At 54.3% G+C, this 23,454-nt stretch carries 20 protein-coding genes; 5 read left to right on the plus strand and 15 right to left on the minus strand.

From position 1 onward, the window contains the following. Positions 1 to 24: 24 nt before the first annotated feature. The 5 genes from amtB to ACVLVH_RS10945 form a co-directional block, all read right to left on the minus strand. Positions 25 to 1,314 (minus strand): ammonium transporter AmtB, encoded by a 1,290-nt coding sequence (gene amtB / locus ACVLVH_RS10925; protein WP_101762414.1) that lies wholly within the window; start codon positions 1,312 to 1,314, stop codon positions 25 to 27. 33 nt (positions 1,315 to 1,347) lie between these two features. Beyond that, entirely contained in the window at positions 1,348 to 1,686 is a 339-nt protein-coding gene (glnK, locus tag ACVLVH_RS10930) for a P-II family nitrogen regulator (RefSeq protein ID WP_007886947.1), read from the minus strand. 259 nt (positions 1,687 to 1,945) lie between these two features. Next, a complete protein-coding gene (locus tag ACVLVH_RS10935; RefSeq protein WP_192414041.1) occupies positions 1,946 to 3,721 on the minus strand; it encodes a SmdB family multidrug efflux ABC transporter permease/ATP-binding protein in 1,776 nt (591 codons plus the stop codon). Beyond that, positions 3,714 to 5,483 (minus strand): SmdA family multidrug ABC transporter permease/ATP-binding protein, encoded by a 1,770-nt coding sequence (locus tag ACVLVH_RS10940; protein WP_192414039.1) that lies wholly within the window; start codon positions 5,481 to 5,483, stop codon positions 3,714 to 3,716. Before ACVLVH_RS10940 ends, ACVLVH_RS10935 begins: the two co-directional genes overlap by 8 nt. Positions 5,484 to 5,506: 23 nt before the next feature. Further along, positions 5,507 to 5,968, minus strand: coding sequence for an Lrp/AsnC family transcriptional regulator (locus ACVLVH_RS10945; protein WP_110867833.1), 462 nt, complete (start codon positions 5,966 to 5,968; stop codon positions 5,507 to 5,509). Between the two features lie 115 nt (positions 5,969 to 6,083). Here ACVLVH_RS10945 and ACVLVH_RS10950 point away from each other — a divergent pair, with 115 nt between their 5' ends. Next, entirely contained in the window at positions 6,084 to 7,118 is a 1,035-nt protein-coding gene (locus ACVLVH_RS10950; RefSeq protein ID WP_192414037.1) for a PLP-dependent cysteine synthase family protein, read from the plus strand. Positions 7,119 to 7,152: 34 nt separating this feature from the next. Here ACVLVH_RS10950 and cof read toward each other — a convergent pair whose 3' ends face one another. Next, positions 7,153 to 7,974, minus strand: a complete 822-nt coding sequence (gene cof / locus ACVLVH_RS10955; protein WP_192414035.1) for an HMP-PP phosphatase — start codon at positions 7,972 to 7,974, stop codon at positions 7,153 to 7,155. Between the two features lie 93 nt (positions 7,975 to 8,067). Between cof and ACVLVH_RS10960 the strand changes: the two genes are divergently transcribed. Both ACVLVH_RS10960 and queC read left to right on the plus strand, forming a co-directional pair. Further along, a complete protein-coding gene (locus ACVLVH_RS10960) occupies positions 8,068 to 9,783 on the plus strand; it encodes an SgrR family transcriptional regulator (RefSeq protein ID WP_192414033.1) in 1,716 nt (571 codons plus the stop codon). Between the two features lie 26 nt (positions 9,784 to 9,809). Then, a complete protein-coding gene (gene queC / locus ACVLVH_RS10965) occupies positions 9,810 to 10,505 on the plus strand; it encodes a 7-cyano-7-deazaguanine synthase QueC (protein WP_101762419.1) in 696 nt (231 codons plus the stop codon). Between the two features lie 37 nt (positions 10,506 to 10,542). On the opposite strand, the gene ACVLVH_RS10970 is transcribed toward queC, so the two are convergent. The 9 genes from ACVLVH_RS10970 to bolA all read right to left on the minus strand — a co-directional run bounded on the left by ACVLVH_RS10970 (position 10,543) and on the right by bolA (position 20,933). After that, positions 10,543 to 10,950, minus strand: coding sequence for an acyl-CoA thioesterase (locus ACVLVH_RS10970; RefSeq protein WP_192414031.1), 408 nt, complete (start codon positions 10,948 to 10,950; stop codon positions 10,543 to 10,545). A gap of 102 nt (positions 10,951 to 11,052) precedes the next feature. Next, a complete protein-coding gene (locus ACVLVH_RS10975) occupies positions 11,053 to 11,376 on the minus strand; it encodes a ComEA family DNA-binding protein (protein ID WP_101762421.1) in 324 nt (107 codons plus the stop codon). 140 nt (positions 11,377 to 11,516) lie between these two features. Next, positions 11,517 to 13,385 (minus strand): peptidylprolyl isomerase, encoded by a 1,869-nt coding sequence (ppiD, locus tag ACVLVH_RS10980; protein ID WP_110867834.1) that lies wholly within the window; start codon positions 13,383 to 13,385, stop codon positions 11,517 to 11,519. Between the two features lie 237 nt (positions 13,386 to 13,622). Next, entirely contained in the window at positions 13,623 to 13,895 is a 273-nt protein-coding gene (gene hupB / locus ACVLVH_RS10985) for a nucleoid-associated protein HU-beta (protein ID WP_036648244.1), read from the minus strand. A gap of 213 nt (positions 13,896 to 14,108) precedes the next feature. Continuing rightward, on the minus strand, positions 14,109 to 16,463 hold the full coding sequence (lon, locus tag ACVLVH_RS10990; protein ID WP_101762422.1) for an endopeptidase La: 2,355 nt from the start codon (positions 16,461 to 16,463) through the stop codon (positions 14,109 to 14,111). Positions 16,464 to 16,651: 188 nt separating this feature from the next. Further along, positions 16,652 to 17,923 carry an ATP-dependent protease ATP-binding subunit ClpX gene (clpX, locus tag ACVLVH_RS10995; protein ID WP_008103932.1) on the minus strand — a complete coding sequence of 424 codons (1,272 nt, stop codon included), beginning with the start codon at positions 17,921 to 17,923 and terminating at the stop codon, positions 16,652 to 16,654. 129 nt (positions 17,924 to 18,052) lie between these two features. After that, on the minus strand, positions 18,053 to 18,676 hold the full coding sequence (gene clpP / locus ACVLVH_RS11000; RefSeq protein WP_007886971.1) for an ATP-dependent Clp endopeptidase proteolytic subunit ClpP: 624 nt from the start codon (positions 18,674 to 18,676) through the stop codon (positions 18,053 to 18,055). A 335-nt stretch (positions 18,677 to 19,011) separates the two neighbouring features. Then, on the minus strand, positions 19,012 to 20,316 hold the full coding sequence (tig, locus tag ACVLVH_RS11005; protein WP_008103935.1) for a trigger factor: 1,305 nt from the start codon (positions 20,314 to 20,316) through the stop codon (positions 19,012 to 19,014). A gap of 302 nt (positions 20,317 to 20,618) precedes the next feature. Then, complete coding sequence (gene bolA, locus ACVLVH_RS11010; RefSeq protein WP_008103937.1) at positions 20,619 to 20,933, minus strand: transcriptional regulator BolA; 315 nt, start codon at positions 20,931 to 20,933, stop codon at positions 20,619 to 20,621. A gap of 267 nt (positions 20,934 to 21,200) precedes the next feature. On the opposite strand from bolA, the gene ACVLVH_RS11015 reads away from it, so the two are divergent. Together ACVLVH_RS11015 and ampG are read left to right on the plus strand one after the other, a co-directional pair. Then, positions 21,201 to 21,779 carry a lipoprotein gene (locus ACVLVH_RS11015; RefSeq protein WP_007886975.1) on the plus strand — a complete coding sequence of 193 codons (579 nt, stop codon included), beginning with the start codon at positions 21,201 to 21,203 and terminating at the stop codon, positions 21,777 to 21,779. Between the two features lie 54 nt (positions 21,780 to 21,833). Continuing rightward, positions 21,834 to 23,321, plus strand: a complete 1,488-nt coding sequence (gene ampG, locus ACVLVH_RS11020; protein ID WP_498949394.1) for a muropeptide MFS transporter AmpG — start codon at positions 21,834 to 21,836, stop codon at positions 23,319 to 23,321. Positions 23,322 to 23,454 lie beyond the last annotated feature (133 nt).

Raw genomic sequence — 23,454 nt, forward strand, 5'->3', positions numbered from 1 at the left:
CACTGCTCTTCTTTAGCCCGGCGGTTACTGGTTGTAAGCGTTCTCGCCGTGGCTGTTTACATCCAGACCTTCACGTTCCTGATCTTCCGGAACACGCAGTCCAACAATCATATCCGCCAGTTTGAAGCCGATGAAGGCTACAACTGCAGTCCAGACGATGGTCACACCCACGCTGAATAGCTGAATCCAAACCTGATGGCCCATGGTCACGCCTTCTGCGTAGCCTACGCCGCCCAGTGAAGAGGACGCGAACACGCCGGTCAGGATACAACCAAGGATGCCACACACGCCGTGCACACCGAACACATCACATGGGTCATCAACGCGCAGCCATTTCTTCAGGGTTGTTACGCCCCACAGACCGGCTAAACCACCTGCCAGGCCGATAATCAGCGCGCCGCCGACACCCACATAACCACAAGCTGGGGTAATCGCCACCAGACCGGCGATGAAGCCAGAGCAGGCGCCAAGCAGAGAAGGTTTACCGCGTACCGCCCACTCGCCAAACACCCACGACAGCACCGCACCCGCTGTAGCCACCACGGTATTCAGGAACGCCAGCGCAGCGATTTCGTTAGCTGAGGAAGCAGAACCGGCGTTGAAGCCGAACCAGCCCACATACAGAATCGCGGTACCGAGGAACACCATCGGCAGGTTGTGTGGTTTGAAGGCTTCTTTGCCGAAACCTGCACGTTTGCCCACCAGGTAAGCACCCACCAGGCCAGCAACCGCGGCGTTGATGTGAACCACGGTGCCGCCCGCGAAGTCGAGCGCGCCATCTTGCGCCAGCAAGCCACCAGCCCATACCATGTGTGCGATTGGCAGATAAGCCAGCGTCAGCCATACCACCACGAAGATCAATACCGCAGAGAAGCGAATACGTTCAGCCAGCGCACCAACAATCAGGCCGACGGTGATACAGGCGAAGGAAGCCTGGAACGCGATGTGAATGTACTGATAGAAGCTGCCCATCAGCGCTTTCAGCTCAATATTTTTCAGCATCGCCCACTGGAAGCTACCGAAGAAGGCGTTGCCTTCACTGAACGCCAGTGAGTAGCCGTAAATCACCCACAGCACGCAAACCAGTGAGAAGGTCACCGCAACCTGCGTCAGCATCGACAGCACGTTCTTGCCGCGAATCAAACCGCCGTAGAACAGCGCAATGCCGGGAATCGACATAAACAGTACCAAGGCGGTACAGATCATCATAAAGGCGTTATCGGCTTTATCCGCTACTGCAGGGGCGGCCGCCATCGCCAGAGAAGGTAACAGCGCAAGGCTGGTGAGGCCCAACTTCGTTATCAGTTTATTCATTTCTTTCCATCCCATCACAATTCAGAGCCCCAGTTACAGTGCTGCTTCGTCGGTCTCGCCGGTACGAATACGAATGACGCGCTGCAGTTCTGCGACGAAAATCTTGCCGTCGCCAATTTTGCCGGTATAAGCGGCTTTGCTGATGACATCGACCACTTCATCAAGTTGGTCGTCCGCAATAGCGATATCAATTTTTACTTTTGGCAGGAAGTTAACGCTGTACTCGGCACCGCGATAAAGCTCTGCGTGACCTTTCTGGCGACCAAAACCTTTAACCTCGGTAACGGTCAGTCCCTGAATGCCAATAGAGGATAAGGCTTCACGCACGTCCTCCAGCTTAAATGGTTTGATTACCACGGTAACCAGCTTCATACGTTCCCCTCCGGATAAGAAATTGAGTGAGTCTTCGCGGACACGTAGGGATATAAGCAAAGGCTGTGCCATAAATAACAAAAGGGGAATGTCAGTAGCATAGGCGCGCTGCATCACGCTTCGTTATGTGAAGCACAGCGCAGATTGCGGAGGAGGAAGAGGAAAGGTGTTGCAATATTGCACTTCTTTGGTGCTTCAAGCCTCAAAGAAGTGCATCAATACAGAACATTCCGATAAAACTGTGCAAAAAAGGTGCAATTCACCCTTCGGCTTGTACGGGGATGCCCGCCGCGAGTTCATCGCCGGCCTGCTGCAGCTGATACATCTGCCAGTAACGGCCCTGCTCGGCCAGCAGCTCAGCATGCGTACCGCGTTCAACCACCTGACCGCGATGCAGCACTAAAATCTGATCGGCTTCGGTAATGGTGGAAAGGCGATGCGCAATCACCACCAACGTGCTGTGCTGGCGTAGTGCACGTAACGCCTGCTGAATCGCCTGTTCCGTGCCGGAATCGATATTGGCCGTGGCTTCGTCGAGGATCAGGATTTGCGGTAATGACACCAGCACGCGCGCCAGCGCCAGCAGCTGTTTCTGCCCAACCGACAGATTATTGCCCTGCTCGCCTAAACGCGTATGGATGCCGTCCGCCATGCTGCGCGCCAGCGGTGCCAGCTGCACCGTCTCCAGCGCCTGCCACACCTGATCTTCCGGGATATCGCGCCCCAAACGCACGTTGGCCAGCAGCGAATCCGCCAGCACCACCGGATCCTGTTGCACCATCGCAACGCTTTGACGTAAAGCGGCGTGCGACAGCTGCGGCAGCGGGCGACCATCCAGTTCGATACTGCCGCGCGTTACCGGGTAATAGCCCATCAGCAGATTCGCCAGCGTGCTTTTCCCGCTGCCGGTGTGCCCCACCAGCGCAACAAAATGACGCGCCGGCACTTCGAGATTGATGTGGCTGAGCACATCGCGATTATCGCGATAGGCAAAGCTCACATCCCGCAGCGAGATGCTGCCGGAGGCCAGCGGCAGACTATCGCTGCCGTAACCTTGCTGCTCCGCATCCATCAGTTCGAAGATACGCTCGCCGGACACCACCGCCTGTTGCAGCATCGACTGCTGCGTGGTGAGTTCAATCAGCGGTTCATTGAGGCGGCCAAGATAGGTAATAAAGGCATACAGCACACCGACTTCAAACACGCCCGGCGTGGCGAAGCTGAACAGCATCAGCAAACCGCACAGAATCATGGCCGAAAACAGACTCAACAACGGGCGCAACAAAAAGCCATCCAGCCGCAGCGTTTCCATACGCGCCAGATAGTGTGAACGGCTGGCTTCGCCCATGCGTTCACCAAAGCGCGCCTGCTGGCGGAACTGCTGGATCACGCTCATGCCGTTGATCACTTCATTGAAGCCGTTGTTGATGTCCGCCAGATAGCTGCGCACGCGACGCGCAATCGGCGTGCTAAAGCGCTGATAAATCATCATCACCGTCAGCACCAGCGGGAAAATCACGATCGCTACCAACGCCATGCGCCAGTCGAGGGAGAACATCGCCACCAGCATCGCGCCAATCAACGCGGCAGCCCGCAACACTGTGGCCACCACGGTGACGTAGAGATCTTTGATCACTTCGGTGTCGTTGGTGACGCGCGAGATGATTTGGCCGACCGGCTGCGTATCGAAGGCGCTGAGCGGCTGGCGCAACGCCGCGTTCATCACGTCCACGCGCAATTGCTGCACCACGCCAATCGCCGCGCGGTTAAACAGCAACGCCTGAAAATAGTGCAAACCGGCGGCCAGCAATTGCAGCAGGACAAAGCCCACCAGCAGGCCCGCGACGATGCCCCACGGCATCTGATGTTTCGCCACCAGATTATCGATGAAGTAGCTTACCAGCACCGGTCCGGTCACTTCGGCTGCCGCCGCAATCCACAGCATGCCGACCGCCAGCCACAGCGATTTACGCCACGGTTTGCCATACGCCAGCAGTCGTTTCAGCGTCGGCCATAAACGTTGTGATTTAGCCACGGCTAGCTCCTTCTGCCACTTCATCGTCATCCAGTGCGGCTTCCAGCTGCTGATAACGGTACATATCGCGATACCACCCCTCTTTGCCCGCCAGAGTTTCATGATCGCCACGCTGCGCCACGGCACCCTGCTGCAGCACCAGAATTTCACTCGCTTCGGTGAGCGCCGACAGACGATGCGCGCTGATAATCAAGGTGCGCCCTTTGCCCCACTGACGCAGGTTATGCAGGATGTCATGTTCAGTGCGGCCATCAACCGCCGACAGCGCATCATCCAGAATCAGGATTTCGGCATTCAGCAGCAGCGCGCGTGCAATCGCGATGCGCTGCTTCTGTCCGCCCGATAACATCACGCCGCGTTCGCCCACTTCGGTCTCATAACCTTGTGGCAGGCGCAGAATATCATCGTGCACGCAGGCCATGGTTGCCACACGCTCCAGCTCTTGCTGCGTCGCATTCGGGCGACCCAGCGCCAGATTGGCGGCAATGGTGTCAGAGAACAGGAAAGGCGTCTGGCTGACGACCGCCAGCCGGCTGCGCCAGCTATCGAGCCGCAACTGCGGCAGCGGCGTATTGTGGTAACGAATATCGCCCTGATCGATGTCGAAGTGGCGCTGAATCAAGCTTAGGAGCGTGCTCTTGCCGCAGCCGGTTGGCCCACATAATCCCAGCATTTGGCCCGGTTTTAACTGGAAATTAAGATGGCTCAGCACCGGGCCAGAGCTGGCCGGATAGCGGAACTCTCGAATGGCAACCTGCAGGATGCCAGGTTCGCGCGGTAACACTTTCTGGCCATCTTCAACCGCTGGCGCTTCCGCCAGCAATGAACGGATACGGCTCCACGCCGCACTGCCGCGCTCAACGATGTTGATCATCCACGCCAGCGCCAGCATGGGCCAAATCATCAGGCCGAGGTACATTACAAAGCTGGTGAGCTGCCCAAGCGTCAAACTGCCGTTCCACACCATCCAGCCGCCACCGGCAATCGCCAGCAGGTTAGAGAAGCCGACGGCGATATAAATGATCGGATCGAATCGCGCATCCACGCGCGCCACATGCAGGTTTTTCTTGCCGGTATCAGCAGCGATGCCGGCAAACTGCTGCGACTGGTGATCTTCGAGGCCAAATGCTTTGATCATACGGATGCTGGTCAGGCTTTCCTGGGTTTGATCGTTCAGGCTTGAAAACGCCGCCTGCGCCACTTTGAAACGTTGATGCAAGCGGGCACCGTCTTTCTGGATGGCGAAAGCCATAATTGGCATCGGGATCAGCGCCAGTAACGTCAGTTGCCAGCTAATTTGGGTACTCATCACAATCAGCACCACCAATCCCATCACCAGCGAATCCACCAGCGTCAGCACGCCTTCACCGGCGGCAAACACCACGCGATCCACATCATTGGTGGCGCGGGCGATCAGATCGCCAGTGCGATGGCGCAGATAAAATGCCGGATGCTGGCGGCTGAGCTGGCGATAAAAATCTTCACGTAGCTCAACGGCTAATTGATAGGATGCGCCAAACAGCAGCACGCGCCAGACGTAGCGCAGCAGATAGACGATCACCGCCGTCACCAGCATCACGCCGATCCACATAAAGATCTGCCCGGCGCTTAAATTATGCTGGGTGACGCCGTCGACAATCACGCCAACCACGTGCGGTGGCAGCAATTGCAGTAAGGCAATAACGATCAGCAAGCTGACGGCGCCCAGATATCGCCGCCACTCGCGCAGGAAATACCAACTTAACTGGCTGAATAATTGCACAAGCGTGTCTCTTTCTGTGCCCGTTAGGGCGCTACCGGCAAGGCGGTGGTGTATTTAATCTCTTCCATGGCAAAACTGGAGGTCACATCTATCAGTCCCGGTACGCCGTTCACCAGGCGCTTATAAAAGCTGTCGTAACTCTTCATGTCCGCGACCTGAATGCGCAGCAAATAATCGTACTCGCCCGCCATGCGGTAAAACGCCATCACTTCCGGCATTTGCTGCACCACGGCGACAAATTGCTTAAACCACTCGCTGCTGTGCTGCTGAGTTTTGACAAACATAAAAGCGGTAAGTGACAGACCGATTTTTTCGCCGTCCACCAGCGCCACGCGCGCACGAATAATGCCATCATCTTCCAGTTTTTTCAGGCGTTTCCAGCATGGCGTGGTGGTGAGATTCACCGCATCGGCCAACGTCTGCAGCGACAACGTGCAATCCTGCTGCAGCATTGCCAGCAAAGTGCGGTCAGTTTTATCTAACATTTGCCACTCCCGGAGAAAAATTTTCTCTAAGCGCACCATTATACCGTGATTAAAGCAACCTCTTTTTCCTGCCAGTGCCTTACACTGTGCGCAATAATGATTACGGAAATGCCACATGCAAACGCCCTGGGTTCGCCACGCCATCAATGAAATTAACGCCGATTTTCAGCGCTCCGCGGATACGCATCTGATCCGCTTTAAGTTGGATGATTTTCCCGGCATTCACTTCTATCTTAAGGATGAAAGCACCCATCCCAGCGGCAGCTTAAAACATCGACTGGCGCGTTCCCTGTTTCTCTATGGCCTGGCGAATGGCTGGATCCACGAAAATACACCGATTATTGAAGCCTCATCCGGCAGTACTGCGGTATCGGAAGCTTACTTCGCGCGTTTGCTCGGTTTGCCCTTTATCGCTGTGATGCCCGCCAGCACCGCGAAACGCAAAATCGAGATGATTGGTTTTTACGGTGGCGAGTGCCATTTCGTCGCCGATCCCTGCCAGCTGTACAGCGAATCCGAGCGTTTAGCACGTGAACTCAACGGCCACTTTATGGACCAGTTCACCTACGCAGAACGTGCCACCGACTGGCGCGGCAACAACAACATCGCCGAAAGCATTTTCCGCCAGATGTCACACGAACCCTTCCCGGTGCCGCATACGGTGATCATGAGCGCCGGTACCGGCGGCACCTCGGCAACGCTGGGCCGCTATATCCGCTATCAGGGCCATGACACGCGCCTGCTGGTGGTCGATCCGCAGCATTCAGTTTTCTTTGATTACTGGCAGAGCCGCGACAAAACGCTGCGCAGCGAACGCGGCAGCCTGATTGAAGGCATTGGTCGTCCGCGCGTGGAACCGTCGTTTTTACCCGACGTGATTGACGAGATGACGAAAGTGCCGGATGGCGCGACTATCGCCGCAATGCTGCAGCTGGAAAAGGTGCTGGGACGTCGCCCTGGCGCTTCAACCGGCACCAACTTCTGGGGCATGATGCAGGTGGCAAAACGCATGCGGGAAAACGGCGAGCAGGGTTCTTTGGTGACGTTGCTGTGTGACAGCGGTGAGCGCTATCCCGACACCTATTACAATGCGCAGTGGGTAGAGCAGAATATCGGCGACATTGCGCCATGGGTGCGTAAGCTGCAATAAAAAACCGGACGTCCTGTCCGGTTCACTGTAAGCCTCAGCATTCGGGGGAATAATCGAGGTGTGGTGTGGTCATCCAGTGATTAAGGTAGTGAGACACCGCCTGTGTCTCGCAATGTCCGATAATCGGTAAATGGGGCAACGACGCTTTCAGTTGATGCATGGCGTTGCCCATGATGAAACCGCTGCCAACACGTTCCAGCATTTCGCGATCGTTCATGGCATCGCCAAACGCCATACAATCCGCCAGCGACAGCGAAAGATGCTGGCACAAACGTCCCAATGCCGCGCCTTTATGGCAATCGACCGGCAACACCTCCAGACAATCCCACGCAGAGAAGCAAATGTTGGCCCGCTCGCCCAACGCGGCCTGCAATTCGCTTTTTAACGCCTGCAACATTTCATGTGGCGCAATAAAACAGATTTTCGTGACTTCATGCGCCGACATCTGACGCAAATCGCGCAGCTGATAATGGAAGCCACTCATCGCATGCGCTTCCAGCGCGCCGAGCAGCGACTTATCGGTAAACCAGCCCTCATCGTTGAAAACATGAATCGAGGCCGGCGTTTGCCAATGCGTATGAATCACCTCTTCCGCCACCGATGGCGATAAATCGCAGCCGTAAAGTTGGTTGCCTTCAAGATCGTGAATGCGCGTGCCGTTACCGGTAATCAGCCACGCAGGCAAGGTGATTTGTTCGCGTACTCGCTGCATATCCATGAGATGGCGCCCGGTGGCAAACGCCAACGTGACGCCGCGTTGATGCAACGCATGCAGGCTTGCCAGCGTTTCATTACCTAACCGGTGCGAAGGCAGCAACAGCGTGCCGTCCATATCAAATGCCGCGAGGCGAGCCATGCGAATTCTCCTGTCTGTGTGAGGCAGCTACTATCGCCTGGTAATTACGGAACTAATAGTGAATACTTTTTAAAAACTGTTCCGGGTTTAGCTATGCGTGAACTTCATCGGGTCAATCAATTTCAGCGCCTGTGGCAACTCAGCCACGGCGAAACGCAACGCCTTAGCGTCGCTGCGATGGCGCAACACTGCTTTTGCAGCGAGCGCCATCTGCGCACGCTGCTGCGTCAGTGGCAGGATGCCGGCTGGCTGCAGTGGCGCGGTGAATCCGGGCGTGGCAAACAGGGTGAGCTAACTTTCCTGGTGTCGCCGGAACAGCTGCGCCAGCAGTTGTTAACGCAGCAACTCGACGCCGGCGAGGCGGTACAGGCGCTGCAGGTGCTCGATCTGCATCCCGAGCGATTAGTAAAATTGCTGCGACCACTGATGGGCGGTCAGTGGCAGAAGCAATCGCCGGTGCTGCGCATTCCTTACTACCGCGCGATGGAGCCGTTGCGTCCGCTGCAGCTGACCGGACGCGCCGAGCAACATCTGGCGCGCCAGGTTTTCTCCGGGTTAACGCGTTTTCGCGATAACGATGTTGAAGGCGATCTCGCTCACCATTGGCAGCATGATGCCAGCGGCCGTGACTGGTATTTCTGGCTGCGCCCACAGCTCAGCTGGCACAACGATGAACCGGTGCAGGCGGCACAGTTGGTTGAGCAGCTGCAACAGATCAGGCATTCGCCACGCGGTTCGCGGCTGCTGGCGGCGATTGAACAGATTGAAGCGCCGCATCCGCTAGCGATACATATTCAACTGCGCGAAAGCGATTACTGGCTGCCGCAGCGGCTGGCGCATCAGTTCTGTCTGTTACCGCATCCTGAATTCACCGATATCGGTAGCGGGCCGTGGAAACTCACGCATTTCACCGCTGAGATGGTGCGGCTGGAGAGCCATGCGCGCTGGCATTTGCAGCGCCCGCTGATCCAGCGGATGGAATACTGGATCACACCGCAGCTGTTTGATCGTGATCTCGGCACCAGCTGCAGCCATCCGGTGCAAATCGCCATTGGCGATCCTGACGAACTCGGCTCGCTACGTCCGGTTGATCGCAGTATCAGCCTGGGATTTTGCTATCTGGCGCCACGCATCTCGGCGAACTTCAGTGCCGAACAGGCCCAATCGCTGATTGCCCTGATTCAGCGCAGTGGTGTGATTCAGCAACTGCCGCTGGATGAGGGTTTAATCACACCGAGCCATGAGCTGCTGCCTGGCTGGCCGGTACCGCGCGCCGAAAGAGAGACGATTGCACTGCCGCCCACATTAACGCTGCATTACCACTTGCCGGTCGAACTGCATGTGATGGCACAGGCGTTGATTCCACTGCTGGCGCAACACGGCTGCGCCCTCACCTGCATCTTCCATGACGTAAAAAGCTGGCGTGACGATAGCGATCTCAGTGAGGCCGATGTGGTGATGGGCGATCGACTGATTGGCGATGCACCACTGTTTACGCTGGTGAACTGGCTGGAGAACGATCCGGTCTGGCAGCCGCTGCGCGAACAGGTTCTGCAAACGCCACTGAGCGCGATTGCCCAACAACCTGATGCACTGCAGCGCGGTGAATTGACTCAGCAACTGTTTCAGCAGCTGATGTGCGATGGCCACTTACTGCCGCTGTTTAACTATCGCTATCAGGTTTTTGCGCCGCCCGGCGTGGAGGGCATCCAGCTTAATAGTTTGGGATGGTTTGATTTCACCCGCGCCTGGATTCCGCCGCCAACCACAGCTAGCGCTGTTCAGCCTGCGTCCGAGCCAGTACCATAAGCGCACTGATTTTTGGGGAAGAAAAAATGAAACGAGCCGTTGTGGTATTCAGTGGCGGACAAGACTCCACCACCTGTTTAATTCAGGCGCTGCAACATTATGATGAAGTGCATTGCGTTACTTTTGATTACGGCCAACGCCATCGTGAAGAGATCGAGGTTGCGGCTGAGCTGTCGCACAAGCTGGGCGCGCGCGCACACAAAGTGCTGGACGTTACGCTGCTCAACGAGTTAGCCGTCAGCAGCCTGACGCGCGACAACATTCCGGTGCCGACCTATGATCCCAATGCCAGCGGTTTGCCGAGTACCTTTGTACCGGGCCGCAATATCCTGTTCCTGACGCTGGCATCGATTTATGCCTATCAGGTCGAAGCCGAAGCGGTGATCACCGGCGTGTGCGAAACCGATTTCTCCGGCTACCCGGATTGCCGTGATGAGTTTGTTAAAGCACTGAATAACGCCGTCAGCCTCGGCATGGCGCGCAATATTCGCTTTGAGACGCCGCTGATGTGGCTAAATAAAGCGGAAACCTGGGCGCTGGCCGATTACTGGCAGCAACTGCCGCTGGTGCGCGCTGAAACGCTTACCTGCTACAACGGCGTAAAAGGTGATGGCTGTGGCGAATGCGCGGCCTGTCATTTACGCGCCCGTGGCCTGGCAGATTATCAGGCGAACGCGCCGGCGGTGATGGCAGCGATGAAACAAAAAAGCGGCCTCAACTGATTTAGGCCGCAGGGTAAACTGGCGTCATCGGCGCCAGTTATTCATTTTCGACCATCAATGACGCCAGACGCTCGCGCAACTCCCCTTCCATCGGCACCGCTTTTTGCGTACGCAAATCGATACAGACAAAGGTCAGCGCGGCATCGGCCACCACCGAACTATCACTCGCCAGCAAGACACGCTGCGCAATGATGCCACTTTTACCGCTGAGCTGTGACACTTCACTTTCAATATTCAGTACGTCGCCCAATACCGCCGGACGACGATAGTTGATGTTGATATTCACCACCACAAACGCCAGTTGCTGCTCCATCAGCCAATGAAACGCATCGACATCCTCCAGCCACTGCCAGCGCGCCTCTTCCAGAAATTCCAGATAGCGCGCGTTATTCACGTGCTGATAAACATCCAGATGATAACCGCGCACTTTAATTGTGGTTTGCATTGTTGCTCCTTGTTCAGGCTGAGAATGACAACTGGTAAGACCTGTTGAGCATAGCACAGCCTGAATCCGGGCTTTTTCAATCCTTCAAAGTCGCGAGACGCTTCACAGTTTAAGCCGGGCGCTGTTGCGCTCAATCAGGGCGCTACCAATGCCCGGCACCTCCTTGAGCTGTTCAATGGCGGTAAAGGGCCCGTATTGTTCGCGATAACTGACAATCGCCTGCGCCTTCTTCAGCCCGATACCGTTCATACCAGCCGCCAGTTGTTCGGCGGTGGCTGAATTGATGCTAACCTGGCCTTCCTGTGGCGTGGAGACTTGCGTCGCCTGCGTTTCACTGGGACTTTCGGCAGCCGCCAGTCCGGTGGTATAAACTGCGCCGCCCAGCGCCAGCGTAATGCATAGGGCTTGAAACGTTGATTTAACCATGCTGTGTTTCTCCTTGTGTTTGACAGCAACAGCAGGGTGTCACAGCTCAATTCAACGCTCAAAAGGGCAATTACAGAAATGGAAAAGGCCGCATAAGCGGCCTTTCGGGTATTGCAGTGATTTAACTTTTTTTGTGAGGCTTACTGGTTTTGTGCTGCGGCGCCGTACTTAATCTTCGCCTCTTTACGCAGGTTTTCCAGCAGCGCTTCAAAGGCGATTTGCGCGTTATTCTGCGTTACGCCTTTTACCATCTCATCGATCTGCGCCTGCGGCATGTTGCCCGCGCTGACTTTATCCAGCGCGATCAGCACCACATTGCCCTGCATATCTTCGCTCACGCCCCACGACGGTTTATTGTCGGCAGGTTGTGGCAGATTGAAGGCCGACTGAGCAACAGGATCCTGCGCGTTGCGATCGAACGATTTGCTGGCGCTGAGCGTCAGGCCTGCAGCCTTCAGTGCATCCGCTTTACCGGCTTTCAAATCGGCCAGCAGCTTATCTGCTTGTGCTTTCGCCTGCTGCGTCGCTTTATCATGCTTCAGCGAGTCTACGATCTGTGCTTTTACCTGATCCAGCGGCTTCACCGCTTCCGGTTTGTGCTCGCTGATACGCAGTACAAAGGCACGATCGCCATCCACAGAGATGATGTCGGAGTTGTTACCCGGCGCACCATTCTGGCCTACCAGACCACCGTTGAAGATCGCTTGTTTAACCTGATCGAAATTCAACTCGTCTGGCAGGTTATCGCGGGTGATCCAGTTGGTTTCTACCACTTTCAAGCCGGAAGCCTGCGCGGCGCCCGCCAACGATTCGTTGTCGTTGCTGGCTGCTTCGCTGACTTTCTGCTGAATTTTGTAGAAGGCATCAACCGCTTTCTCTTGTTTTACTTTATCGGCAACGATGTCATGAACATCGGCCAGCGGCTTAACCTGCTCCGGCTGGATATCATCCAGACGCACCACCAGGAAGCCAACCGACGATTTGATAGCGCCGGAAAGCTGGCCTTTCTGCGTCAGATTGGCGTTTTTCAGCTCGTCTGGCGTAGTGCTCGGCTCCAGCCAACCCATGTCACCGCCTTTGCGGGCTGAGATTGGGTCGATGGATTTGCTTTTTGCCAGCGCAGCGAAATCTTCGCCTTTCTTCAGCGCGTCAACCACGGCATTAGCGTCAGCTTCCGTCCTGGTCTGGATTACGCTGTAGCGATTACGCTGTGGCTGTGAATAATCCGCTTTATGTTGATCGTACCAGCTTTGAATGTCCGCTTCGCTGGCCGTTTCCTGCATGCTAGCGGCATCCATTTTGATGTAGCTCACGCGGAACTGTTCAGGCGCCATGAAGCTATTCTGATGCTGCTGGTAATATTGGCTGACTTCGTCGTCGCTGACCGTCTGCTTAGCCGCCAGCGCGTTGACATCAATCACCGCCTGACGCACTTCACGCTGCTGAGACACCAGATCCACCAGCTTGCTGGTTTCGCCTTTTAGCATGAAATCGGTGTTAGCAATTGCGTTAATCAGCTGCTGCGTCGCCAGCTGCTTGCGTAGCGCTTCGGCATACTGATCGGCAGTGAAGCCCATGCTGGTGATCAGGCCGCTGTATTTGGCGTTGTCGAATTTACCGTTGGTCTGGAAAGCTTTCTGATTGAAGATCGCCTGTTTCACCTGATCATCGCTGATGCCGATGTGCAAATCTTTGATGTACTGATCAAGTAACGCCTGATCGATCAACTGCGACAGCGCCTGCTGGCGCATCTGCTGCATGTAGCCTTCGTTGCTGGCTAACTGCGAGAACTGATCGCCCAGCATCTGCTGCTGACGATTGCGCTCGTTGTTATAACCCTGCTCCAGCTCTGCACGGCTGATCTCGTGGCCGTTAACTTTGGCAGCATAATCACCGCCGCCACCGATCAGGTAGTTGCCCACCCCGGTGAGTACGAAAGACAGGATGATCAATCCCAGAATAATCTTGAGCACGACATGATTCGACGCCGCGCGTAAATTGTCCATCATGGTATGACAACACTCCGCTGTAGTGTGAATGTAAAGCTCTAACACGATGTCATCATCGTGCAACTGCTGTTCAGGCTGGCAGTTGGCAACCATGCGGAGACAACAACCAAAGGCTATCGCCGCGCATCAAGAATAAAAAAAGCACATCAAAAATGATGTGCCCGTATGTTACATGAGAACGGCTTTTGCGTCCTCAATCCACGGAAGAAAATGCTTCAATGGATGTATCAGCGGTCATTAATTGACGGAATCTTTCAGTGCTTTACCAGCACGGAAGCCCGGAACTTTACCAGCCGGAATGGTCAGCTCTTTACCCGTTTGTGGGTTACGGCCTGTACGAGCTGCACGCTCACGTACAGAGAAAGTACCGAAACCAACCAGTGCTACTTCATCACCGCCCTTCAGAGCTTCGGTAACGGAGTCCATGAATGCATCTAAAACACGTCCCGCTGCCGCTTTAGAAATGTCAGCATCTGCAGCAATTTTGTCGATCAACTGTGACTTATTCACTCTCTTCATCCCCTCTTTTATTATTCACATCGCACCCGTGCTTCCCGCCCGGTGCGAACGCGCAGCCAGTTATATCAAGCCTGTGGAGCTGAAACAACGGTATTCATCTTAATCGTTGATCCAGCAGCCCACTAAGTTAGCGGCACAAAAAAAAGCTGGCAAGCACCATTTTGCCTGCCAGCTTCGCTTTTTAGCGGTTTATGCCGCTAATCACTATTTTGCGGTCGCAACCTGCATGCCGTAAGGCGCATTTTCCAGTGCCAGGTTCAGCACTTCTTCAATACGCTTCACCGGATGAATCTCGAGATCAGCAATCACGTTCTGGGGAATATCCTCCAGATCGCGCTTGTTTTCGTCCGGGATCAGCACGGTTTTGATGCCGCCACGGTGTGCCGCCAGCAACTTCTCTTTCAGGCCACCAATCGGCAGAACCAGACCACGCAGGGTGATTTCACCGGTCATTGCGACATCAGAACGCACCGGGTTACCGGTTAAGCATGACACCAGCGCGGTGCACATAGCGATACCGGCGCTCGGGCCATCTTTCGGCGTCGCACCTTCTGGTACGTGCACGTGGATGTCGCGTTTCTCGTAGAAATCACCGTTGATGCCCAGTTTCTCTGCACGCGCGCGCACCACTGTCAGCGCGGCCTGAATCGATTCCTGCATCACTTCGCCCAGCGAACCGGTGTACGTCAGCTTGCCTTTACCTGGTACGCAGGCGGTTTCAATGGTCAGCAGATCGCCGCCCACTTCCGTCCACGCCAGACCGGTCACCTGACCCACACGGCTTTCGCTCTCTGCGCGACCATAATCAAAGCGCTGCACGCCAAGGAAATCCTTGAGATTATCGCCATTGATCACGATGTGCTTTTTCGACTTATCCATCAGCAGCGCCTTCACTGCTTTACGGCACAGCTTGGAGAGTTCGCGCTCCAGACTACGCACGCCCGCTTCACGCGTGTAGTAGCGGATGATGCCAACAATCGCGCTGTCGTCGACGGTGATCTCTTTCTCTTTCAGCGCATTACGTTCAATCTGCTTCGGCAGCAAATGTTGCTTCGCGATGTTCAGCTTTTCATCTTCGGTGTAACCGGAGAGACGAATCACTTCCATACGGTCAAGCAACGGTGCTGGGATGTTCATGGAGTTTGAGGTCGCCACGAACATAACGTCAGAGAGATCGTAATCCACTTCCAGATAGTGATCGTTAAACGCGATGTTCTGCTCAGGATCCAGCACCTCAAGCAGCGCTGAAGCCGGATCGCCACGCATGTCAGAAGACATTTTGTCGATTTCATCCAGCAGGAACAGCGGGTTTTTGACGCCCACTTTCGCCATTTTCTGGATCAGCTTGCCAGGCATAGAACCGATGTAGGTACGACGATGTCCGCGGATTTCCGCTTCATCACGCACGCCACCCAGCGCCATACGCACGTATTTACGTCCGGTGGCCTTAGCAATCGACTGTCCCAGCGAGGTTTTACCCACGCCCGGCGGTCCAACGAGGCACAGAATTGGGCCTTTGATTTTGCTAACGCGACTCTGCACCGCAAGATACTCAAGGATGCGATCTTTGACGCGCTCCAGACCGTAATGGTCGATATCCAGCGTTTCCTGCGCTTTACGCAGGTCTTTTTTCACCTTGCTGCGCGCCACCCACGGAACCTGAACCATCCAGTCGATGTAGCCACGCACCACGGTCGCTTCTGCAGACATCGGCGACATCATCTTCAGCTTCTGCAGCTCAGCTTCGGCTTTTTCACGCGCTTCGGTCGGCATTTTGGCCGCTTCAATCTTACGTTTCAGCGCCTCGTACTCATCCGGCGCATCATCCATTTCGCCCAGCTCTTTCTGAATGGCTTTCATTTGCTCATTCAGATAATACTCACGCTGGCTTTTTTCCATCTGCTTTTTAACGCGGTTGCGAATGCGCTTCTCAACCTGCAGCAGATCGATTTCTGATTCCATCATCGCCATCAGATATTCCAGACGTTCATTGACGTCGGACATCTCCAGTACGGACTGTTTATCAGCCAGTTTCAGCGGCATATGCGCTGCGACGGTATCGGCCAGACGAGCCGCATCATCGATGCTGTTGAGGGAGGTTAAGACCTCAGGTGGGATTTTTTTATTGAGCTTGATGTAGCCTTCGAACTGGTTGATGGCCGTGCGCACCAGCACTTCCTGCTCGCGCTCTTCAATTTCTGGCGAGACAAGGTATTCGGCCTGGGCAACAAAATGGTCGCCATTATCAGCCAGCGTGGTGATGTGCGCGCGTTGTAAACCTTCGACCAGCACTTTTACCGTGCCATCTGGAAGTTTCAGCATCTGCAATACAGAAGCGACGGTCCCTACTGAGAAGAGATCGTTAATGCCAGGTTCATCCGTTGAAGCCTCTTTCTGTGCAACCAGCATGATCTTTTTATCATGATCCATCGCGGCTTCGAGGCACCGAATCGATTTTTCCCGGCCAACAAACAACGGAATTACCATGTGCGGATAAACCACCACGTCGCGCAACGGCAACACGGGGATTTCAATGCGTTCAGAACGCTCAGGATTCATAGAGCTCTCTCTTAGTTTAATGTCCGCCAGGTGATGGGTACCGCGCAATAGAGGTTTTGCAGTTAAACCCACAGGATATTGAGTATATGGGGATGCTTGTACGACATTCAATGTCACTGGCGAGAGAAAAACAAAAGGGGAAAGATTTTTCCCCTTTTTTAAGATAACAACGTGGTGCAATTGTTTATTTATTCACCAGAAGCCTGGGCTTCATGCTTTCCATAAATCAACATCGGCTCGGATTGACCTTCAATGACTGATTCATCAATCACCACTTTTTCAACGTCATCCATCGAAGGCAGGTCGTACATGGTTTCAAGTAACGCACCTTCAACGATAGAACGCAGACCACGCGCACCGGTTTTACGTGACATCGCTTTTTTAGCGATTGCCGTTAAGGCTTCGTCGCGGAATTCCAGTTCTACGCCTTCCAGATTGAACAGCGCCTGATACTGTTTGGTCAGCGCATTCTTCGGCTCACGCAGGATCTGAATCAGCGCTTCTTCACTCAGTTCGCTCAGCGTTGCCACAACCGGCAAACGACCGATGAACTCAGGAATCAGGCCAAACTTGATCAAATCTTCTGGCTCAACCTGCGACAGCAATTCGCCTTCACTCGCCTTCTGGGATTTGCCCTTCACGGTTGCGCCGAAGCCGATGCCGGACCCGGTTTCAACACGCTGGGAAATCACCTTATCGAGACCGGCGAATGCGCCACCACAGATAAACAGAATCTTGGAGGTATCAACCTGCAAGAACTCCTGCTGCGGATGTTTACGTCCGCCCTGCGGCGGTACGGCAGCCACGGTGCCTTCAATCAGTTTCAACAGCGCTTGCTGTACGCCTTCGCCCGAGACGTCACGGGTGATCGACGGGTTGTCAGACTTACGAGAAATCTTATCGATTTCATCAATATAGACAATGCCGCGCTGCGCTTTCTGCACGTCGTAATCACACTTCTGCAGCAGCTTCTGGATGATGTTTTCAACGTCTTCACCCACATAACCCGCTTCGGTCAGCGTGGTGGCATCCGCCATCGTGAAGGGCACATCCAGCAAGCGCGCCAGCGTTTCGGCCAACAGTGTTTTACCGCTACCGGTTGGACCGATCAGCAAAATGTTACTTTTGCCCAGTTCAATGCCGTTGCTGGTATCGCCATTGCGCAAGCGTTTGTAGTGGTTATATACCGCTACAGCCAACACTTTTTTTGCCCTTTCCTGACCGATAACATAGTCATCAAGGTGATGGCGGATTTCATGCGGCGTCGGCAGTGAGCTACGCTCGCGATGCGGCGCAACTTCCTTAATCTCTTCGCGAATAATGTCGTTGCAAAGATCAACGCATTCATCGCAAATGTACACTGACGGCCCGGCAATTAGCTTACGGACTTCATGCTGGCTTTTGCCGCAGAAAGAGCAGTACAGCAACTTACCTGAACCGTCTTTGCGCTTATCTGTCATCAGCTAACCTCTTTTCTTTCTCAGACCAAATTTGTTGTACGGCGCTGGCCGTACATCAACGGCCGATATGCATTCAACCCATCTGCCTGCTACCCGTTAACTATAGCGTAAGGGGCAGACAGATGTGTCTTATTGGCGATGCGTCAGGATTGAGTCAACCAAACCGTACTCAACCGCTTCGCCCGCAGAGAGGAAACGATCGCGCTCAGTGTCGCGTTCAATCTCTTCCAGCGATTTGCCAGTGTGCTCAGCCATCAGCTCATTCATGCGCTGCTTCACTTTCAGGATTTCGCGCGCATGGATTTCAATATCCGTCGCCTGGCCCTGATAGCCGCCCAACGGCTGATGAATCATCACACGTGAATTAGGCAGGCAGAAACGTTTGCCTTTGGTGCCTGCTGTCAGCAGGAACGCACCCATTGAACAAGCCTGACCCATACAGATGGTGCTGACATCCGGCTTGATAAACTTCATTGTGTCATAAATCGACATCCCAGCAGTAATCACGCCGCCTGGCGAATTAATGTAGAGGTAAATGTCTTTTTCAGGATTCTCAGCTTCCAGAAACAGCATCTGCGCCACGATCAGGTTAGCCATATGATCTTCAACCTGACCAGTCAGGAAGATCACACGCTCTTTGAGCAGGCGAGAGTAGATGTCGTAAGAACGCTCGCCGCGCGAGGTTTGTTCGACCACCATTGGCACCAGCGCCATGTGCGGTGCAGTAAATTCACGATCGCCACTGTATGACATTACCGTCTCCTGATAAATTTCATTGGCAACATTCTGTACCGATTTTACGTGAGGCGCGCCGGGAAAACTATGCGCTGCAGTCTCACTCCGCAGTAACAAGACGGTTAATCAGTCATTCTCACTGTTTTCATGCATTCTCCCTATATCTGGGGATGCTGCCCAGTTGTTTCAAGCATAACAACCTTTTGCCCATTCGCTAACACGGAAAAAGAGCTTAGCGAATAATTTGCCGATTAATTAAGCAAATAGAGAGCAAATCGGTGTATTTGGCGCCAGAAACGAAAAAGCCCGCGACTTTTCAGTCACGGGCTTAGCACTAACGGTTAACGAATGAATCAGGCCGCAGAGGTCTGGTTCATCAGTTCCTGGAAGTTAGTGGCTTTATCGGTCACTTTCGCTTTCGCCAGTACCGCTTCAACCGCTTGCTCTTCCAGAGCCACGTTGCGCATGTTGTTCATCAGCTCGCTATTCTTGCTGTAGAACTCGATCACTTCCTGCGGATCTTCGTACGCAGAAGCCATCTCTTCGATCAGCGTTTTAACGCGATCTTCGTCAGCCTGCAGTTCGTTGATACGAATCACTTCGCCCAACAGCAGACCCACAACGACGCGACGTTTAGCCTGCTCTTCGAACAGTTCGCGTGGCAGTTCCAGCGCTTGCTTCTCGTTGCCACCAAAACGCTGTGCAGCCTGACGACGCAGAACGTCAATTTCGCTGTCGATCAGCGCAACCGGGACGTCGATGTCGTTGGCGTTAACCAGACCGTCGATTGCCTGCGTCTTGACGCGGTTACGGATAGCACCTTTCAGCTCGCGATCCATGTTCTTACGCACTTCAGCACGCAGACCGGCAACTGAACCATCTTCCACGCCAAAGCGCTTGATGAACTCTTCAGTCAGCTCTGGCAGTTCGCGAGTTTCAACTTTCTTCAGCACGATTTCGAACTTCGCATCTTTCCCTTTCAGGTTTTCTGCATGGTAATCGTCTGGGAATTTCACGTCGATAGTGAAGGTTTCGCCGGCTTTGTGGCCAACAACGCCCTCTTCGAAGCCTGGGATCATACGGCCCTGGCCCATTGCCAGCACGAAGTCAGAGGCTTTGCCGCCTTCAAACTCTTCGCCGTCAACAGAACCGCTGAAGTCGATGGTCGCGCGATCTTCAGCTGTCGCTGCGGCATCGCTCTCTTTCCAGGTCGCCTGCTGCTTCTGCAGGGTTTCCAGCATGGTATCAACGTCAGCGTCAGTCACTTCTACCACTGGCTTCTCAACTTCGATTGCATCCAGGCCTTTCAGCTCAACTTCTGGATACACTTCGAACTCAACCGCGTAGGTGAAGTCTTCGCCTTCTTTATATTCGCCCGGCACATAGTTTGGTGCGCCAGCCGGATTGATTTTCTCTTTGATGATGGCGTCAACGAAGTTGCGCGTCATCAGCTCGCCCAGCACGTCCTGGCGAACAGAAGCACCGTAGCGCTGAGAAATGATGTGTGCCGGCACTTTGCCTTTACGGAAACCGTCGATACGGACTTTCTTAGCCACTTCCACCAGTTCTTTCTTCACTGCGCTTTCGATGCTGTCAGCTGCAACAGTAATCGAAATGCGACGGCCCAGACCCTGAGTGGTTTCTACTGAAACTGTCATCTTGTTACCTCAAAAAATCACGTGCTCGGTCAACTTCAGACACCACACATAAAATGCGCCGTATCCAACAACCGGGACGGCCTCTGCAGGCAGAACCAAATCCCTGTCACCAGAAGCGTCCCGAAGACATTCCGGAAAAATAGACGCAGCATTATAGCGGCATCGCTGGAATGAGTCGAGGCTGCAAACTCACCACTTTTTAGCGGTTTTGCTGCTTTTTTGCGCCGTAGATCGCGTTTGAGTGTAATAAATGAAAAGAAAACGGCCCGCAGGCCGTTTTTAAGGATGAGTAAAAAGGGAATTCAGGCGAGCGTTCCCGCGCCGCGACAATTCGGCGAGGCCAAAACCGTATCCTGCAATCCATCCCACTCTTTTTGCGTGTAAGTATGCAGTGCCAGCGCGTGTACGCTGCCCGCTAATTCGGTCGCCAGTTCGCCATAAATAGCGCGATGACGTTGCAGAAAGCGCTGACCGGTAAATCGATCGCTGACAATCACCACTTTAAAGTGACTTTCAGAACCGGCGGGCACGTTATGACGGTAGCTTTCATCATGCACTTCAAGATGTGCAGGCTCGAAAGCGTTACGCAACTTTTCTTCTATTTGTTCGCGAATCATGATTAACACTCCTTTCCGGCGAGCGCTGTGCCCATCTGTTTAAATATTAGTAGGTTTTTCACCGCTTCCGCAGGTTGACCGTAAATAAATCCGCCAGCGCTGCGCATAGTAACTCGCTTATCTCTCAGGTCAACTGGCTGGCGTTTCATCCTGTCCGAAAAAAGCCTTTACAATCAATTTCCATTGGCCCGGGGCTTTTTTCACCGCTGCGCAATGCTATGATGGCCGCAGTTTTGCAAACCAACCCATATGCTAACGAGAATGAGTATGTTGAAAAAACTGTTATTCCCTCTGCTGGCTGCTTTTATTTTGGCCGGCTGTGCCAGCAACAACACCACATTGGATATTCAACCGAAGATTCAATTACCGCAGCAAGATCCAAGCCTGATGGGCGTCACCATCAGCGTTAACGGTGCCGATCAACGTTCCGATCAGGCGCTGGCCAAAGTAAACCGCGACGGTCAGTTGATCACGCTGACACCATCACGCGATCTGCGCTTCCTGCTGCAGGAAGTATTAGAGAAGCAGATGACGTCACGCGGCTATATGATCGGCCCGAGCGGTGCCGTTGATCTGCAGATCGTGGTGAATGGTCTGTATGCGGATGTGACCCAAGGCAACGTGCGCTACAGCATTACCACCAAGGCGGATATCTCCATCATCGCCACCGCGAAAAACGGTAACAAGCAGGTGAAAAACTATCGCCAGACTTACAGCGTAGAAGGCGCGTTTACCGCCACCAACGCGAAGATCACCAACGCGGTTAACTCAACCCTGAGTGACGTGATTGCTGATATGGCGCAGGACACCAGCGTTCACAACTTCATTAAGCAGAACGCCCGCTAATTTCCGCAGTATTTTGCCCGGCGACTCTCAGCCGGGCTTCATTTCAGGTTGGCTATGACATCTCATTATCTGCGTATTTTTACCCAACGTAATGCGGCGGTATTGCTGCTGCTGGGTTTTGCCTCAGGCTTACCGCTGGCGTTAACCGCCGGGACGTTACAAGCGTGGATGACGGTAGAGAATGTTGACCTGAAAACCATCGGTTTCTTCTCCCTTGTCGGTCAGGCTTACGTGTTTAAGTTCCTGTGGTCGCCGATGATGGATCGCTATACGCCACCGATTCTTGGTCGCCGTCGCGGCTGGCTGCTGGTCACGCAGCTGGCGCTGATAGGCGGCATTATCGCCATGGGCTTTATGCAGCCTTCGCGTGACTTAACGCTGCTGGCCGCGCTGGCGGTGCTGGTTGCCTTCTGTTCGGCTTCGCAGGATATCGTGTTCGATGCCTGGAAAACCGATGTGCTGCCGCCGGAGGAGCGCGGAAGCGGCGCGGCAATCACCGTGCTGGGCTATCGTCTGGCGATGTTGATTTCAGGCGGACTGGCGCTGTGGATTGCGGATCGCTATCTCGGCTGGCAAGCCACTTACTGGCTGATGGCGTTGCTGATGGTGCCGGGTCTGATCGCCACGTTGCTGGCGAAAGAACCGGTGGCGCCGGCGAGCGAACCACACTCGCTACGCCAGGCCGTGACATTCCCGCTGAAAGACTTCTTCCAGCGTAACAATGCCTGGCTGCTGATCACACTGATTATCCTTTACAAGCTTGGCGATGCATTTGCCGCCTCGCTCACCACCACCTTCCTGATTCGCGGCGTCGGCTTTAGCGCGGGCGATGTCGGTCTGGTGAACAAAACGCTGGGTTTGTTGGCCACCATTATTGGTGCGCTGTATGGCGGCGTGCTGATGCAGCGCCTGAGTTTGTTCCGCGCCCTGATGATTTTTGGCGTGCTGCAAGCGGTGTCGAATTTTGCTTACTGGTTGCTGGCGGTAACGCCACCGCACTTGTGGAGCATGGCCAGCGCGGTCTTCATTGAAAACCTGTGCGGCGGCATGGGCACCGCGGCCTTTGTCGCGTTGCTGATGACATTGTGCAACAAATCCTTCTCGGCGACGCAGTTCGCACTGCTCTCTGCCCTCTCCGCCGTGGGCCGCGTTTACGTCGGTCCCGCCGCCGGTTGGCTGGTTGAAATGTGGGGCTGGCCGACCTTCTATGCTTTCACCGTGTTTGCTGGCGTACCGGGATTACTGCTGTTATGGCTGTGTCGCGGCACTTTACATAGCATGCAGCAAAGCGGGGAGTTTGTGATGCGCAGCTTGTGGCCGCAAGGTTACCGCTGGACGGTGCGTCTGTTTAGCATCGGCTGCGGCTTACTGGCCTTGTGGTTGCTGGCCTTAGCCCTTCACGCCAGTGGCGTTGTGCAGATTAATGCGCTACTTACGCCAATGTTTGAAACCGGCATGGCATTTGCGCTGTTGGCGGTCGCACTCGGGGTTATTTTGGATAGTTTGGCATTAAAAAAAGCGGCGCGGGAAAATCTGGGTTGAGTAAGCCAATTTTCATAACGAAATAATGGGGTAAAAATATCAGTTGCTCATTTTCCCAATAGCATTTTTTTTAAAGCGAATTAGAAACATTAAATTAACAACTGCGAGCGAATATTTAAATCCGGTGCGCAAT

Source organism: Kluyvera sp. 1366 (genome assembly GCF_054823405.1).